This window comes from Microbispora sp. CA-135349 (assembly GCF_050947365.1).
GTDB lineage: Bacteria > Actinomycetota > Actinomycetes > Streptosporangiales > Streptosporangiaceae > Microbispora.
Genome location: NZ_CP192001.1, coordinates 1,308,634 through 1,324,799 on the forward strand (window position 1 = coordinate 1,308,634; position 16,166 = coordinate 1,324,799).

14 protein-coding genes and 1 pseudogene are annotated in these 16,166 nt (G+C 70.1%); 5 read left to right on the forward strand and 10 right to left on the reverse strand.

Annotated features, from left to right (window positions below; genetic code table 11):
- Window positions 1-25 precede the first annotated feature (25 nt).
- The 3 genes from ACQPZZ_RS06550 to ACQPZZ_RS06560 are packed head-to-tail and all read left to right on the forward strand — an operon-like array spanning window position 26 to window position 2,629.
- A complete protein-coding gene (locus tag ACQPZZ_RS06550; protein ID WP_363639351.1) occupies window positions 26-904 on the forward strand; it encodes a carbohydrate ABC transporter permease in 879 nt (292 codons plus the stop codon).
- Window positions 901-1,734, forward strand: coding sequence for a carbohydrate ABC transporter permease (locus ACQPZZ_RS06555; protein WP_432929848.1), 834 nt, complete (start codon window positions 901-903; stop codon window positions 1,732-1,734). Before ACQPZZ_RS06550 ends, ACQPZZ_RS06555 begins: the two co-directional genes overlap by 4 nt.
- 58 nt (window positions 1,735-1,792) lie before the next feature.
- The gene (locus ACQPZZ_RS06560; RefSeq protein ID WP_432929850.1) at window positions 1,793-2,629 is read left to right on the forward strand and encodes a sugar phosphate isomerase/epimerase family protein; all 837 of its coding nucleotides are present in this window, start codon (window positions 1,793-1,795) and stop codon (window positions 2,627-2,629) included.
- Between the two features lie 120 nt (window positions 2,630-2,749).
- On the opposite strand, the gene ACQPZZ_RS06565 is transcribed toward ACQPZZ_RS06560, so the two are convergent.
- From ACQPZZ_RS06565 to ACQPZZ_RS06605, 9 genes are all read right to left on the reverse strand, one after another.
- The gene (locus tag ACQPZZ_RS06565) at window positions 2,750-5,377 is read right to left on the reverse strand and encodes an FtsX-like permease family protein (protein WP_432929852.1); all 2,628 of its coding nucleotides are present in this window, start codon (window positions 5,375-5,377) and stop codon (window positions 2,750-2,752) included.
- Window positions 5,374-6,147 (reverse strand): ABC transporter ATP-binding protein, encoded by a 774-nt coding sequence (locus tag ACQPZZ_RS06570; protein ID WP_432934296.1) that lies wholly within the window; start codon window positions 6,145-6,147, stop codon window positions 5,374-5,376. The genes ACQPZZ_RS06565 and ACQPZZ_RS06570 overlap by 4 nt, the downstream gene beginning before the upstream one ends.
- A gap of 47 nt (window positions 6,148-6,194) precedes the next feature.
- Entirely contained in the window at window positions 6,195-6,722 is a 528-nt protein-coding gene (locus tag ACQPZZ_RS06575; RefSeq protein ID WP_432929854.1) for a PadR family transcriptional regulator, read from the reverse strand.
- A 248-nt stretch (window positions 6,723-6,970) separates the two neighbouring features.
- The gene (locus ACQPZZ_RS06580; RefSeq protein WP_432929856.1) at window positions 6,971-7,465 is read right to left on the reverse strand and encodes a DUF998 domain-containing protein; all 495 of its coding nucleotides are present in this window, start codon (window positions 7,463-7,465) and stop codon (window positions 6,971-6,973) included.
- A 23-nt stretch (window positions 7,466-7,488) separates the two neighbouring features.
- On the reverse strand, window positions 7,489-7,695 hold the full coding sequence (locus tag ACQPZZ_RS06585; protein WP_432929858.1) for a hypothetical protein: 207 nt from the start codon (window positions 7,693-7,695) through the stop codon (window positions 7,489-7,491).
- Window positions 7,685-9,649 (reverse strand): PspC domain-containing protein, encoded by a 1,965-nt coding sequence (locus ACQPZZ_RS06590; RefSeq protein WP_432929860.1) that lies wholly within the window; start codon window positions 9,647-9,649, stop codon window positions 7,685-7,687. The genes ACQPZZ_RS06585 and ACQPZZ_RS06590 overlap by 11 nt, the downstream gene beginning before the upstream one ends.
- Before the next feature lie 88 nt (window positions 9,650-9,737).
- Window positions 9,738-10,661: a hypothetical protein gene (locus tag ACQPZZ_RS06595; protein ID WP_432929862.1), complete on the reverse strand. Its 924-nt coding sequence runs from the start codon at window positions 10,659-10,661 to the stop codon at window positions 9,738-9,740.
- A gap of 22 nt (window positions 10,662-10,683) precedes the next feature.
- Window positions 10,684-11,799 (reverse strand): DUF3696 domain-containing protein, encoded by a 1,116-nt coding sequence (locus tag ACQPZZ_RS06600; protein ID WP_432929864.1) that lies wholly within the window; start codon window positions 11,797-11,799, stop codon window positions 10,684-10,686.
- Window positions 11,792-13,042, reverse strand: a complete 1,251-nt coding sequence (locus ACQPZZ_RS06605; RefSeq protein ID WP_432929866.1) for a DUF262 domain-containing protein — start codon at window positions 13,040-13,042, stop codon at window positions 11,792-11,794. The genes ACQPZZ_RS06600 and ACQPZZ_RS06605 overlap by 8 nt, the downstream gene beginning before the upstream one ends.
- Before the next feature lie 184 nt (window positions 13,043-13,226).
- Here ACQPZZ_RS06605 and ACQPZZ_RS06610 point away from each other — a divergent pair, with 184 nt between their 5' ends.
- A complete protein-coding gene (locus tag ACQPZZ_RS06610; RefSeq protein WP_432934298.1) occupies window positions 13,227-14,402 on the forward strand; it encodes an ATP-binding protein in 1,176 nt (391 codons plus the stop codon).
- Here ACQPZZ_RS06610 and ACQPZZ_RS06615 read toward each other — a convergent pair.
- A pseudogene (locus ACQPZZ_RS06615) lies at window positions 14,374-15,348 on the reverse strand (RNA-guided endonuclease TnpB family protein). The gene ACQPZZ_RS06610 and the pseudogene ACQPZZ_RS06615 overlap by 29 nt on opposite strands.
- 143 nt (window positions 15,349-15,491) lie before the next feature.
- Here ACQPZZ_RS06615 and ACQPZZ_RS06620 point away from each other — a divergent pair.
- Window positions 15,492-16,130 carry a response regulator gene (locus ACQPZZ_RS06620; protein WP_432929868.1) on the forward strand — a complete coding sequence of 213 codons (639 nt, stop codon included), beginning with the start codon at window positions 15,492-15,494 and terminating at the stop codon, window positions 16,128-16,130.
- Window positions 16,131-16,166: the final 36 nt, after the last annotated feature.

The following is a 16,166-nucleotide window of genomic DNA, read 5'->3' on the forward strand; positions in this document are numbered from 1 at the left end:
CGGGGAGGGCAGGCCGGTGCGCGCCATGAGCAGACGGGCCGCCGGGCTCGCGTGGGTGGTCCCCGCCCTCGCGCTGGTCGGAGTGTTCGTGTACTTCCCGCTGGTGGAGAACTTCGGGTTCAGCACGCTCAAGTGGGACATCTTCAGCGGGAGCCAGAAGTACGTCGGGCTCGGCAACTACGCAAAGCTCGTGGACGACCCGGTCTTCTGGAAGTCGCTCGGCAACAACGTGCTCTACGCGGTGGTGTCGATCGTGTTCCAGGTGTTCGGCGCGATCGTGCTGGCCGCCCTCATCGAGGGCGTGCGCAGCGAACGATGGCAGCGGGCTCTGCGGGCGGTCTACTTCATCCCCAGCGCGATCTCGCTGACCGTCGCCGGCCTGCTCTTCTACTTCATCTACGAGCCCAACCTCGGGCTGCTGAACCACCTGCTGCAGGCGATCGGCCTCGACGGGCTGCGCCACTCCTGGCTCGGCGAGGAGGGCACGGCCATGCCGGCGATCATCGCGATGAGCCAGTGGCAGGGCTTCGGCTACTCGACCCTGCTGTTCGCCGTCGCCATCCAGCGCATCCCGCGTGAGATCTACCAGGCCGCGGCGCTCGACGGCACCGGCCCGGTCCGCCGCTTCTGGCACGTGACCCTGCCCCTGGTACGTGAGATGACCGGCGTGATGATCATGATCACGATCTCGGGGGCGTTCCAGGTCTTCAACGAGGTCATGGTCATGACCAGCGGCGGGCCCGACAACTCGACACAGGTGCTGGGCACCTGGTTGTACCGCAGCGGCTTCGTCCGCAACGACTTCGGCTACGCGGCCGCGATCGCGACGGTCATCTTCGTGATCACGCTCGTCATCGCCGTCGCGCAACTGTGGGTCGCGCGCAGGAGAAGGGTGGAGTGGTGAGCCGTCTCGGTTTCCTCGGGGTGATCGCCCGCCTGTTCCTGTGGGCGTTCCTGATCTGTCTCGCCGTGGTGGTGATCTATCCGCTGCTGTGGATGCTGGTCAACGGGTTCAAGACCAACTCGGAGATCTTCGGCAACCCCTTCGCGCTGCCCTCCCACTGGAGCTTCGACAGCTATCAGAAGGCGTGGAACCGCGGGGTGAGCAACTACCTCACCACCAGCGTCCTGGTCACCGTGACGTCGACCGTCGCGACCGTGTTCGTCAGCGCGTGGGCGGCGTACGGACTCACCCGGGTGAACATCCCGTTCGGCAAGCTGGTCACCGGCGTGATCCTGGGCGGGCTGATGCTCGCCCCGAGCGTGGCGCTGGTGCCGCTGGTGAAGATGTTCCAGGCCATGGGGCTGTACAACAGCTTCTGGGCGCTGCTCATCCTCTACACGGCCTTCCGGGTGCCGTTCACCACCTTCCTCATCCGGGCGTACATGCTGGACCTGCCGCGCGAGGTGGACGAGGCGGCGGAGATGGACGGCTGCGGGCGCTGGACCGCGTTCTGGCGGATCACGCTCCCGATGTGCAAGCCGATCATCGTCTCGACGGTCCTGCTGCACATCCTGTTCGCCTGGAACGAGTACCTGTTCGCCATGGTGTTCACCAGTGGCGCCGGCGTGCAGACCCTTCCCGTCGGCCTGATGAGCCTGATGAGCAAGCACGGCACGGAGTTTCCCGTCGTGTTCGCCGGCATGACGATCGCCGCCGTCCCGGTGGTGCTGCTGTTCTTCGCCGGCCAGCGCTACATCGTGAAGGGCCTCGCCGACGGAGTCGGCAAATGAGCTCCTCCGACGGAGTCGGAAAATGATCGTGGAATCCTCGCGTACGACAGGAGTGCCGATGTCCTTGCCCAGGATCACCGGATCGAACTTCTCCTATCAGCACCTGCCGTTCGACCGGTTCCTCGACGACGCGGCCGGCCTCGGCCGCGAGGAGGTGGAGCTGTGGGGCATCGCCCCCCACTTCCACGTGCCGCAGGTGAGCGACGCCGAGGCCCGCGCCGTACGCCGCCGGGCCGCCTCCCGTGGCCTGCGGGTGCGCTGCCTGACCCCTGAGCAGGTGATGTACCCGGTGAACATCGCCTCGGCCGACACCCGGCTGCGCGCCTCCAGCGTCGCGATGTTCCGCCGGGCGGCGGAGCTGTGCGCGGAGCTCGGCGCCGAGCTGCTGCTCGTCACGCCGGGCCGGGGATACGAGGACGAGCCGGTGGAGGCGGCGTGGCGCAGGTCCGCCGACGCGATCGGCGAGATCGCCGGGTACGCCGCCGGGTTCGGGGTGACGGTCGTGCTCGAAGCGCTCCAGCGCGTGGAGTCGAACCTCCTCAACGACTCGCGGGCGCTCGCCCGCATGCTGGACGAGGTCGGCGCGCCGAACCTCGCCGCCGTGCTCGACACCGTGGGCATGGCGGTCGCGGGCGAGAGCGTGGACGACTACTTCGACGCGCTCGGCGACCGGGTCCGCCACGTGCACCTCATCGACGGCAGCCCGGCCGGGCACCTGGCGTGGGGCGACGGCGAGTTGCCGCTCGCCGACTACCTCGCCGCCTTCTCCCGCCGGGGCTATGACGGGTTCATGACGTTCGAGCTGTTCGGCGACGGCACCTACGCCTTCGCCTCCCGGCCCGTCGTCGAACGCTGCCTGTCCGCCGTGAAGGCCGCCCTCACGGCGGCTCCGTAGCCGGTCGGCACGGTCAGTCTCGCGAGCGGACCGGCCACTCCCGCTCGCCCGACGCCGTTCCCGCCGCCTGGGCGGGCAGCAGGATCCCCGCCCAGAGGTCGCTGCTTCTCGCGGTCACCGTCACGTCGCCCTCCGCCGGGGGAGCGGCAGACGCGACCGCGTGAACGCGGCGCCGCCGAGCGCGGCCAGCAGGGGAAGCGCCACGACGAGCAGGCCGATGAGCGGCCACGGGACGACGAGCTCGGGAGCCTTCCCCTCGTGCATCAGCACGGGCACCCCGTCGGGCCGCACCAACATCCAGGCGTCCCGCCGGGAGGGGATCCGCGTCGCGGCGATGCCGGGCGGCAGACCGGCCAGCACTCCCGCGGTGGTGCCGAGCAGCGCGATCACCAGGGCCTGGCCCGCGACGACGGCCCGCCCCACCCGCGGGTCCGCCCCCACCGCGGCCATGACCTCCAGGTCGGGCCGGGCCTCGACGGCGGCCAGCGCGGTCGCGACGAACGTCATCCCCAAAACGAGCACGGCGGCCGCGATGGCGAGCACGAGCAGAACCACCGAGTCTTCGGCGGGCCCGCGCGGCGACTCCAGCCGCACCGCCGCGTGGGACGTGACGGCCTTCACCGCCGCGGCGATCCGGTCCGCCGTAGCCCGCGGCGTCCGATAGTCCGCCGGGTTCACCGCGAGCACGGAGGCGACGGTGCCATATCCCGCCTTCTCGATGACTTCCGGCGCGACCACCGCACGCGCCCAGCCCTGACCGGCGGGCGGCACTCCGACGGCCGGCAGGGAGAGGTGCACGGGCTCGATCAAGTCCGTCACGTCCCGTCTCATCAGCTGTACGTCGATTCTGTCCCCGTGGACGGTCGCGGGATTGAGCACGACGGCCTTTCCCGCGCGCAGCGCCGCCACCGCCCGCGGGTCCTCGCGTCCCAGCACGTAGCGCAGCAGGCTCTCGTCTCCGGCCAGGAGCCCTCCGCTCTCCCCGTCCAGGGTGTGGTGCGGCAGATCGCTCCGCGTAACCGGCGCCGGCAGGCTCACCCCGAGCGGCAGGCCGGCCTTCGTCGCGAGAGCCCGCCCTTCCACGAGCGGCACGTCCGCCGGGAGTTCCCGCCGTACGGCGGCGCGGACGCGGTCCCACAGCTGCGGGGTCAGGTCGGATCCGGTGACCTGCAACGCGCCTGTCGGGCCCTGCGGCTGGTCACGCTCGAGCGCAGGCCTCTGCGCGAGCGCGGTCGCCCAGGTGATGCCCGCCGCGGTGAGCACCACGACCGTGGTCATCACCGCGGCGACGGCGGGCGCCGTACGGCCCCTGTTGCGTACGGCGTCCCTGGCGGCGAAGCGGAGCGGCAGGGGGAACCGGGCGGCGACCCGGCCGACCATCGCGACGAGGGCCGGCACCAGGGCCACCAGCCCCAGCTGGGTGAGCAGCGCCGAGGCGGCGATCCAGTGGACGCCGTGCCTGGCGCTCACCGCCGTCGCCGGGACGCCCGCGACGACGAGCACGGCCCCCAGCAGCGGACGGCCCGCCCGGTCGCGGCGCCGCTCACGCCTGCCGGACAGCACCGCCACCGCGTCCGTACGGCCCGCGCCGATGGCCGGGGCGAGGGCGGCCAGCAGCCCGGCGACGACGCCCAGCAGCGCGATCAGCGCCACCGGAGTCCACAGGACGGTGACCGGGCCCGCCAGCGTCTGCGCCCACAGTTCGAGACCGGGCATCGCGAGCGGCACCGCGGCGATGCCGATCGCGGCCCCGGCCACGGCGCCGGCGACGCCGAAGAGCAGGCCGTCGGCCAGAGCGATCATGCGGAGCTGCGCGGGGGAGCCGCCCTGCGCGGCGACCAGCGCGAACTCGCGGGCCCTGCGTCGCCGGCCGACGGCGAAGGCGGGCCCGGCCGCGAGGACGACCTGTAACAGCGCGATCCCGGTCCACGGGAGCACGGGCAGGGTGGAGGAGTCGAATCTCAGGTCGTAGCGCGGCTCGGCCGCCGAAGCGCGCTCGACCTCTGCCCGGCTGACGACCAGGAGGCCGCGCGCGTTGAGCCGCCGGACGTCGGCCCACGACAGCGGGCGCGGTGCGTCCACGAGCCAGCTGTACGTCATGTGACTCGGATTGGCGAGTTCGAAAGCGGGTTCGGGCAGGCTGCCGGGGAAGGCGACGACGTCGGGCCACATCCCCGTCGGCGAGAACAGGGCGACGCCGACGATCCGCAGCGGACGCCGGTCCTCCCCGGCGAGGAGTGTCGCGCCCGGCCTCACCTGCGCGTCGAGCCTGGGGGCGGAGATGACGGCCTCGCCGGGAGCGGCGGGGAGCCTGCCCTCCGTGAGCCGGAAGGTGCCCTGGGACATCGGGTCGCGCAGATCCACCTGCCGGACGGTGCCCATCTCGTAGCCGCCGGGGGCGAGATAACGGACGAACTGCTGCGACATCGGAATCAGACGGCTGCCGGGGAGGAGCCCGGCGATCTCCGCCCGCGTGTACGGCGTCACGTTCGTGCGCCGCTCCGCGTGGACCTCCCCTCCCCACACGTCATGGCTGATCTCCACCCCGTGGGCGCCCTGCACCAGCGCGTCGGCCTGGCCGAGTGCGTAGTTCCCGTGCTCCTCGGCGAACATGGTGGACAGGGCGGTCAGCGCGAAGGTGGCCACGGCGACGGGTAGCGCGAGCATCGCGAGGATCAGCGCGCTGCGTCCCTTGGAGCGCCAGGCGGTGCGGCGCGAGATCCGCAGCGCCGCGCGCAGGCCCCTCATCGCGCGCTCACCGCGCCCAAGCCGCTCGCGCCGTCCGTGCCGTCCGTGCCGTCCGCGCCGCCCGTACCGCCCGTACCGCCCAAGCCGTCCGCGTCGTCCGTGCCGGACGAGTCGGTGATCCGTCCGTCCCTGAGGAAGACGACGCGGTCGGCCCAGGCGGCGTACCGCGGTTCGTGGGTGACCAGCAGCACCGCCGCCCCGGCGTCGGCGCGCTGCCGGAGCACCTGGATGATCTCGTCACCGGTCCGGGTGTCGAGGGCGCCGGTCGGCTCGTCCGCGAGGAGCAGGCGGCGCTCGCCGACGAGCGCCCGGGCGATGGCGGCCCGCTGCCGCTGCCCGCCCGACAGGTCGTCGGGGAACCGGTCGCCCAGGTCCGCGAGGCCGACCTCCTCCAGCACCTCCAGGGCTTCCCGCCTGGCCGTTCCGGCACGGACGCCGTCCAGCTCGCGCGGCAGCGCGACGTTCTCGATCACCGTCAGCGACGGGATGAGGTTGAGGTCCTGGAAGACGTAGCCGGCGCTCCGGCGGCGCAGCTCCGCCAGCCGCTTGGGCGACAGTGCGCTCAACTCGCGGCCTTCGAGGAGCACGGACCCCTCCGTCGGCCGGTCGAGCCCGCCCGCCAGGTTCAGCAGGGTCGACTTGCCGGACCCGGACGGTCCCATGACGGCGACCAGCTCGCCGGCCCGCACGTCTAGGCTGACGCCCGCGAGGGCGGGTACAGCGTGCGGCCCCTCGCCGTGGATCCGGACGACGCCGACGAGACGGACGATCGGCTCGCCGTCCGGAACGGGTAACCGGCCCGGGGGGTGGTGTTCAGTCACGGATGCTCCTTGGTAGGGCGGATGAGCAGGGCCTCGCAGTGGTCGAGCCAGCGCTGCTCCGCTTCGGCGTGGAAGATCATCGAGTCGAGGACGAGGCGCTGTGCGGCCTCCGCGGACGCGTCGAGGCCGCGCTTGGCGCGGGTGAGCTCCTGCAGGCCGCGCATCGTCGCGGATCGCTGGACCGCGATGACCGACGCCGCGTCCACACCGGGAGTGGTGACCGCCATCGCGAGCTTGATGACGAGCTCGTCACGGGGCCGGTCGGTCCGGGAGACGGGTTTGGCGAACCACTGGCCGAGCTCGTCGCGGCCGTCCTGGGTGATGGCGTACCGGACCCGGCCCTGCTCGTCCTGGTCGTCGCGGGACACCAGGCCGTCGCGTTCGAGGCGGGACAGCGTCGTGTAGACCTGCCCGATGTTCAGTGGCCAGGTCGTCGCCGTGGACGCCTCGAACTCGGTTTTGAGCTGGTAGCCGTAACGCGGGCCCTGGCTGAGCAGGGCGAGCAGGCCGTGTCGCACCGACATGAATACTTAGTATGCATACTGAGTATGCTTGGCGCCACTTGGAACCGGAACCACCGCGACGCCCGCGCTGAGCCGCGCACGTGCCGCGGCGTCGCGGCCGGGGCGGGTCGCAAGGGACGCCAACGAAGCGAGTCCGGCGGATTCGGTCCGCCGGACTCGGTTCGATCACCCGGTTCTCGCCGGGTACGGCCGTTGAACGGGTTCCTGCGGCGCGGGGCCGCGTTTCGCGAACGTACGGCCCGGGGTGATCAGGCGTTGCGGTAGGCGTGGAGGGCCAGGGCGCCGATGTAGGCCCAGGCGAGGATGACGGCGCCCGTGAAGGCGAGGTTGGCCCAGACGGCGCCGGCGCCGGCGGCGACGGTGAGGAACCCGGCGGCGGTCAGGGTGCCGGTCGCCGCGGAGATGCGGGCCCAGGCGGTGCGGCCGTCCCGGGCGAAGCGGCGGGCGAGGACGAAGCAGGCGGCGGCCAGGCAGGTGAAGCCGATGCCGCCCGCGGCCAGGTGGGCGATGCCGTGCCAGGTGACCTGACCCGTGGGCACACCACGGGGGAAGCCCGAAGCGGGGTCGGCGCGGAAGGCGCCCGCGGCGATCAGGCTGGCGCCGTAGGCGGTGACCAGGAGGGGCGCCCAGGTGGCCCTGCTCTGGGCGCCCCTCCGGACCCCGCTCTGGGCCCGGCTCTGGGCCCGGCTCTGGGCCCGGCGCAGCCCGGTGGCTTTCCAAGATTTTTTCAGCGGGGCCGTCACCCCCGCCGACCCGCCATGGCGGGTCAGCGGCGGATGGCCTTGGCGAGGATGGCGACGAAGGCCGCGAACCCGAGACCTCCGACGAGGATGGGCGCCATGACGACCGCGTCGGGATCCGGCCCGGTCAGGTAGCGGATGCCCATGCCGATGAACAGCAGGCCGCACAGTAGGGACATCCAGTTCGTCCGGTGCACCCGGCGCGGGCGCTCGGGCTGGGACTCAGGCAGCACGGCGCACCTCCACGTCGCCGAGTCCGGCCTTGACGTGCAACTCGATCGTCGGGGCGTCGCCCTCGACGGGCGTCTCCGGCTCCAGGACGCGGTCGAACCGTACGTCCGTGCCGTCCTCGACCCTGTGATCGATCTTCACCTCGCCCAGCTTGGCGGAGCCGTGCACCTCCACGCGGGCAGACGTTGGAACGATCACCGTGAGCTGTCCCAGCGACACCGACGCGTCGAACCTGAGCCGGACGCCGGGCCTGAGCGTCACGTCGCTCAAGTCGAGCTTGCCCTCGCCGAGGCCCAGTTCATAAGTGCCGGGCGACTGGACGGAGCCGACAGGATGCCAGACGAAGTTGCCGACCTTGCGGGGGATGCCGTTCACCGTCGAGCTGCCGACCAGCACGAGGGCCACGATCGTTCCGGTGGCGATCAGACCCGCGCCCCGGCCGAACCACGCCGCGACGAGCAGGCCCGCCCCGATCGTGACCAGGACCGCCCCGCCGACGACCGGCAGGCCGACCGAGCCGGAGCCGGTCCGCTGCATGGTGACCATGATCCCTCCAACGATCAGGGCGAGGCAGATGGTGAGGCCGCCGACGAACGACCTGGGGCGCTTGGGCTTCGCCGGCCGCGGAGGCGGGGGCACAGGCGGTCCGTACGGGCTCGGCGGGTAGGGCGAAGCGTAGGGCTGGTACGCCTCCGGCCTGCTGTAGGGGCCGTGCGGGGCGAAGGGCTCCCCGGCTCCGTATCCGTGCCCTCCGGCCCCGTGTCCTCCAGATCCGAGTCCGCCCGTGCGGTGCTGCCGGGGCTCCCGGGCGCCATGACCGTACGCGCCCGCTCGCGCCTCACGGGCCAGGTCCGACAGCCGCCGGTACCCGTCGCCGGCCGGAGCCTCGGAGACGGAGGGCCCCGGTGCTCCGGACGCCCAGCCGCCCGGCGCCCCGGAAACGCCCGGCCCGGGAGTGTTCGGGCCCCCGGGAGTGTTGGGGTCCGGGGTGTACGCGTCGGGGGCGGGCTCCGCGGCCAGGCGGGCGACGGGTTCGAAGGGCCGGGTCGGCGGGTCGGCGTCGGCCCGCCCGGCCGACGCAGGCGCGTCCTCGGCGACGGCGTCCTGGACGATCGTGTCGTCGGCGGCTCTGTCCGCCGAGACCGGGTCCTGGACCATCGCGTCCTGGATCGCGGTGTCGTCCGCGGCCGTGTCCTTCCCGGCCGTGTCCTTCCCCGCGGGGTCCTTTCCGGCCGGGTCCTGAATCGCGGTCTCCTGGACCATCGCGTCCTGGATCGCGGTGTCGTCCGCTGCCGCGCCGGGGGCCGCCGGGCTTTGGCCCGCGACGTCCTTCGGCGGGTCCTGTGACGCGTGCGCCTGTGACGCCGGCGTCTCGCGCAGCGGTGTCTCCTGCGCCGGCGCTCCCGGCCCGTACGGCTCCCGGTCGGGAGGCGGGGTGAAGGGCGCGAACGGCGCGAAGTTCGAGGGGGTCCGGGTCATGCCGCGGCGTCCGGTCGCCCGGTCGGGCATCGACTTGGCCATCGTCAGCAGGTCGACGCCGCGCGCGTGGGCGGCCATCAGCACGATGGCGAGCAGCGTGCCGACCACGATCGTGCCGCGGTTGATCCCCCCGGAGGCGACGTTGATGATCAGGCCGAACGCGAAGACCGCGGCGAGCAGCGCGAGCACGGTCTCGGCGTCGAACAGCCGCCGGGTCCACTGCTCCAGGTGCCCGGGGCCGCCGCCCGGCCGGCGCATCAGCAGGAACGCCGCGACGTACAGCATGACGCCGGTGCCGGAGGCGAGGACCAGCACCGCGAAACCGACCCGGAAGAGCACGGGGTCCATGCCCGTGAACCTGCCGAGACCCGCACAGACGCCCGTGATCACGCGCCCGTCGCGGGAACGGCTCAGCACCTTCTCGGGCTCGGGCGTGCCGGCGGAGTCGGGAGCGGGGGTCGGTGGTGCCTCGGTCATGGTCCCATCCTGGCCTCGCCGGTCATACCCCTGCCATCGGGGGAACCCCTGACTCGTCCCCGACCCCTCAGGGACGGCGTCAGGGCTCTCAGATACCGAGTTTGAGCCCTATGTAGGCGATCCTGGCCGTACGATCCTCGGCTACCAGACGGAAGTGAAGCCGCCCTGCTCCCGGGGTAAACCTGGCATGCCACTCAAAGACACGTGTGAGGCCGTCTAAATCTACGAAGCGGCACAGCCGCTCGCGTCCCTCGAACTCCTGGCTCACATAGGTCTGCCACTGAGGTAGGGCGGCGGAATTCGCGCTCCACTCTGAGATGGATCGCTCCAATTTCAGGAGTGCACTGGCTACCGGCCGTACCCAGTCCTGCCGCAACTCCCGCAGATCCCTCTCGACGCGGGGAAGGAAGCAGAGGTGGGGGAAGAAATAGGTCCTGCTCTCCCATATTGCGTCGCCCGATACAAGACCGTCGCGTCCCGTCTCCTGCACCCACTCCTTGTGCACCACGGCATGCCCAGGAGCGGCGGCGTGACGTACCTCCACGGTGTCCTCGCGTAACGACACCTCTCCCGAATCGTCCTCGACGAGCATCTTCCGCCGGACATCGAGCGAGGTACGGTCCCAGACCGTGTCATAGGTGAGGCTCACGGCGAGTCCGTCTGACAGATGTGCCGCTCCGATGCCCTCGGCGAGTCGATCGCCGTACCGATACTCGACATTCGCGTCTGCCTCCTCGGCCAGCACGGACCGGTAGGGGGCGCGATTTTGTAGGGCACGGATCAATCGCCAGCGATCGCGATTGGCGCCGCTGGCAGCGATCCACTGTTGTACGGAGTAACCGGGCGCGAGCTCCATGGACTTCAACTCCACGGCGGTGACGAGGGCGATGTCGCCACGCCAGCCACGGATCGCTCTCAGCAGATCCACGAACTCGGCCATAACGTGGTCGGTCCGATGCTGTGGCGCCTCCACCGTTGCAGAGAGCTCGTTGAAGAACAGCAGGACAGTCATGGGGGGTCCTTACGCGCCTGGTTCAGTCCAGAAGGCGATCCAGCGAACGCTCCCACTCATCGAAGAAGCCCTCGGGCCAATGGGAGATCATTCCGTCCGGTCCCACAGTAGGGCTGGCTATCTCTATTCCGCCGATGTTTCTGCGGAAGTAATGCAACAAGACGTCTCCCGCAGGGATTTTGCGCTCCTTCACCGCGAGCCGGACACCATTGAGCACGTGGTCACTGTGTGTCTCCACCACGACCTGCGCGCCGGCGGCGGCTGCCGCGCACGTGAGGGTCGCCATCCCGGTCTGTCCGCGAGGATGCAGGTGGGCCTCCGGGTTCTCGATCAGCAGGAGGCCGCCCGGCCTGGCGGTCAGGCACGCCACCACCACCGGCAAGACGTAGGTCAGACCGAACCCGACATTCGTCGGCCGGTACCGATTGCTCGCGGACAGCCCGGCGGTGCCGAACCGGAAGCTCAGCCGGACGGAGTCGGTACCTTCAATCGCCTCCGCCTGTAGGTTGACGCCAGGGCATATCTCCTGCATCCATGCCTCGGCCTGGTCGAGGAGGCGGCTTGAACGAGCCTGCGGATGCCGGAGGTGCTCATCGCGCACCGGCTCGTCCTGGAAGTGCCGCAGGAAGTTGACCGCGTGCTCACCACGCGAGCCGAGAAATCCACGCCTGACTGCAATCTCATGTGAGCGTGGGTAACTGACCGAAGGGGAGATGCGATCGGCGCGAAGGTATTGGAAACCGGTTCCGGACAGTGGCGGCGGCAGGACAGGATCGGGGTGATCGTGGCCGTCGTCCACCCGTAGAAGATCCGCCTCGCGCTCATAACGCACCGACCAGGAGTAGTCGACGTCTCGGTATCGCAGGGCGAGCTGAATGCGCGGCTCCGCGTCGTCCAGGCGGACGTAGTCCTCATGGAGAACGTCCTGCCCCACCCCAAGCTCAACCAGGTCTCCATTGAGCAGGAAGCCACCGTCATCCTCGTGCAGAGCATCGTAGGACTGGCGTAGCAGCGCAAACGCCTGCAAGATCGTGCTTTTGCCGCTGGAGTTCAGCCCGGAGAGCAGGGTGTAGGGGGCGAGCGGGATGTCGGCGGAGGCGAACGCCTTGAAATTGGTGACACTGAGCCGGTCAATCACCGGCGACCTCCCGCAGGGTCATATCGACGGCCTTGAAGCGCCGGTGGACCTTGACGATGTCACCGGTGCTGTAGGAGATCGCCCGTTCGAAGTCGTGTTCACGGATCAGAGTGAACAGCCGTGCCAGCACCTCTTCGCGCCGCTCCCGCAGCAGGGCCAGCTCCCGGTCGGAACGCCGGGCGAGGCCGACCGCCACCGCTTCGAACAGTGCCTTGTTGATCGGCGATCGACGATGGCCGCCGACGAATTTACGGAAGGCCCACTGTCCGAAGATTTCCCGTGCCGCCTCCATGGCCCTGGAGAACTCCTCGCGAAGCCGTGACACCTGCGTCCCGCTGAGCCTGTTGATCTCGTGCATCGCATCGCGGAGGAAGTCATCGAAGTCCCGGCGGTTGTAGTGGTCGGGTTCAGTGAGCCGGAACGCGATGAAGCGCAGCACCATCTCGCGATCGTCCATACGTTCCGGAGAGACCGAGCCGAGTGTCGCTTTCTGGTACGGCTCCGACTCGGCCAGTTCGTGCAGAAGGCTCCGTGCCGGCCCGGGAATCAGGGCATGTCTCAACTCCTGCCGGGTGAGCGGTCGTCCCCCGGTGTTGATCCGGGCGAAGATGCTGAACATCACCGGCTCCGGCGTGCCCTGCCGGATGAGGTGCACCACCAGTTCGGTTTCCAGCAGGCGCGTCTGTAGTCGCCCCGGCAGGTCGGCGAACCGCTTGCCCTCGTAATCCGGTCCCAGATACTCAAGATGTTTCAGAGTGAGAGGGGCCGCCCCGATGCTCTCGGGATCGATGAAGCGTGCCATGGCCGTCAGTCGCTGGACGCCGTCGACCATCACCCACCGTGCGTCGTCAGCCTCGGCCGCGTAGAAGGTCGGCAACGGAAGGCGGAGCAGCATGGACTCGATCAACCTGCTCTGTGCCTGCTGCGTCCAGATTCCGGCGAGCCGCTGGAAGTCCGGCTGAAGGTCAAGCGCACCCCGTCGTATCCTGGCCAGCAGTAGGTCAACAGTGGGAGTTCGAGTCGCCACGTCAATTTTCTCAGGGTCGAACGGTTCCCTGATCGTCTCCTCGTCGGAGATCTCCCGCTCGACGCCGGTGCTGCGGCCGACCGAGTCCAGTTCGACCGCGAACTCCGGTTCGATTTCGCGATCCAGTCGTTCCTCGAACATCTGCCTCGCCGTATCCTCCAGCGCCCGATGCGCCATCCGCAATTGGGCGGCGCGCACGCCGATGGCGTGATCCAACAGTATCCGTAATCACACGAGCGCAGAGCGGTTCCGCAGGACCGATCCTTCAGGTAGCGGAAACACGAAGAGAAACCGCCGCACGGACCCTGACTCGTCCCCGACCCCTCAGGGACGGCGTCAGGGCATGCCCTGATGCGCTCATGCTCCGTGACGTGTGACGATGCTTCCCGAGATGTCTGAGATGCCTAACGCCCCAGCGGCGTACCCCCGGATGGTCCGGCCCCTCTCGGGCCGGGTGGTCGCGGGCGTCGCGCAGGGCGCCGCCGCCCAGCTGCGGCTCGACCCCGTCGTGCTGCGCCTCGCCTTCGTGCTGCTCACCGTCGTCGACGGGCTGGGCCTCGTGGCGTACGCCGCGCTGTGGATGTTCACCCCCAAGGAAGAGGTGAAGGGACCCGAGCCGGCCCGCGAGTGGGGCCAGCTCGCCTCGTACGGCGTGCTGTGGCTGGCTCTGGCGGGCTTCGCCTGGCTGACGGGCGCCTCCAGCGGCGGGTTCGGCACCTGGCCGATCGCGGTCGGCGGCATCGGCGCGCTGATCCTGTGGCAGCAGGCCGACCCGGGGCGGCGGCAGCGGTGGATGTCCGGCGCGGTCAAGCAGGTCAGCACGACCTGGGTGCGCACCGGCATCGGGGCGCTGCTCGTTGTCGTGGGCGCGATCGGCTTCCTGGCCGCGAGCGGCGAGCTGGCCAAGGCGAAGACCGGGCTGGTGTTCACGGCGGTGGTCGTCGGCGGCATGCTGATGATCGCCGCGCCCTGGCTGGCCTCGCTCGTGAAGGAGCTGCAGCGTGAGCGCACCGAGCGCATCAGGCAGGAGGAGCGGGCCGAGGTGGCCGCTCACGTCCACGACTCGGTGCTGCACACGCTCACCCTGATCCAGCGCAACGCGCACGACGCGCGGGAGGTCGCCAGGCTCGCCCGGTCGCAGGAGCGGGAGCTGCGCAACTGGCTCTACCAGCCCAAGCAGGACGCCGACGCCTCTCTCGCCGCCGCCGTACGGCGGGTCGCGGCCGAGGAGGAGGACGCCCACGGCGTGCAGATCGAGGTCGTCTGCGTGGGCGACTGCGAGCTGGACGAGGGCCTGGTGGCCCTGCTGCACGCCGCCCGGCAGGCGATGGTCAACGCGTGCAAATACAGTGGTGCTCCGACCGTCTCCGTCTACGCCGAGGTCGAGCCCGACGAGGTGACGGTGTTCGTCCGGGACCGGGGCAAGGGCTTCGTGCTCGACGACGTCCCCGGAGACCGGATGGGCATCCGCCAGTCGATCATCGGCAGGATGGAGCGCAACGGGGGAAGCGCCCGGGTCAGGACCGAGCCCGGCGACGGAACCGAGGTCATGCTGACCATGAAGAGGGAAAATTGACATCCTTCCCCGCCCGAAGGGAGGGGATTCCGACCGTCGCCGGTCGGGCTTCCTGCTTCACCGCCGGTCGCCTCGTCCGAGAGGATTCTCGTTGAGGTCTTACACCAGCTCCACAGGCGTTTCACCTCTCCGCCAGCCCGGCGGCGAGGATGTTCTTGGCGGCGTTGACGTCCCGGTCGTGGACCGCCCCGCAGGCGCATTGCCAGGTCCGGACATGCAGCTGCATCGACTCAGCCAGTGCCCCGCAGGCCGAGCACAACTTGGAAGAGGGAAACCACCGGTTTACAACCAGCAACTCCCGCCCATACCAGTTGGCCTTGTGCTCCAGCATGGACCGCAGTTCCCTCCAACTCGCATCCGAGATCGAGCGGGCGAGGGCGTGGTTCTTCACCATGTTCCGCACCGTCAGGTCCTCGATCACGACCACTTGATTCTCGCGGACGAGCCGAGTCGAAAGCTTGTGCAGGAAGTCTCGGCGGCGGTCGCTGATCCGCGCGTGGATGCGGGCGACCTTGAGCCGGGCCTTGGCCCGGTTCGCGCTGCCCTTGGCTTTGCGGGCCAGCGAGCGCTGGGCCTTGGTCAGGCGCCTGCGGCTGTCCCGCGCCGACGCTCGGGACCTCTTGCGCGACTTGAAGGTGGGATACCTGGCCCGGCGCGCGAAGAAGTTCGCGAACGCCGCCTGCAGGTGCCGCAGCGCCTGCTGCAACGGCACACTGGACACCTCGTTGAGAAACGCCAGCTCCTCGCTGCGCTTCCATGCCGTGAGCGAGGCCGAGGACTCAACGTAGGAGATACGGCGGCCTTCCACGGTGTAGGCGCGGGTCCGTTCCTCCAAGGCCTTGTTGTAGACCAGGCGTACGCACCCGAACGTCCGGGCAAGCTCGCAGGCCTGCTCGGGGGTCGGGTAGAAGCGGTACCTGTAGGCCCGCTTCACGGTCCGGCGCATGCCCCACATCATGCACGATCGGTTCTCGCGCATGTGTTCCTACGGCGGTTTCCCCTGGCGGCGAAACGCCTGCCTCTACCCTGCTCCGTAGCAAGTCCGATTCCTCTCCCGCCTGGAGGCGGGGGTTTCCTCGGAGGATTTTGATGAAGACCGTACGCGTGCTGATCGTTGACGACCACCGGCTGTTCCGTTCCGGCGTACGGGCCGAGCTGGGGCCCTCGATCCAGGTGATCGGCGAGGCCGAGGACGTGGAGTCGGCCGTGAAGGCGATCGGCGAGCTGCAGCCCGACGTGGTGCTGCTCGACGTGCACATGCCGGGCGGCGGCGGCCAGGAGGTGCTGCGGCGCGTGCTCGGCTCGGGCTCCCAGGTGCGCTTCCTCGCGCTGTCGGTGTCGGACGCGGCCGAGGACGTGATCGGGGTCATCCGGGGCGGCGCCCGGGGCTATGTGACCAAGACGATCAGCGGCACGGAGCTGACCGACGCGATCAACCGCGTGTCCGAGGGCGACGCGGTGTTCTCGCCGCGGCTGGCCGGGTTCGTCCTCGACGCGTTCGCCTCGACGGAGGCCCCGCCCATCGACCCGGAGCTCGACTCGCTCACGCAGCGGGAGCGCGAGGTGCTGCGGCTGATCGCCCGGGGCTACGCCTACAAGGAGATCGCCAAGGAGCTGTTCATCTCGGTGAAGACCGTCGAGACGCACGTGTCGAGCGTGCTGCGCAAGCTGCAGCTGTCCAACCGCCACGAGCTGTCGCGCTGGGCCACCGCACGACGTCTGGTCTGACCCCGTCTGGTGCTACCGGCCCTCGGCGTGCGACGC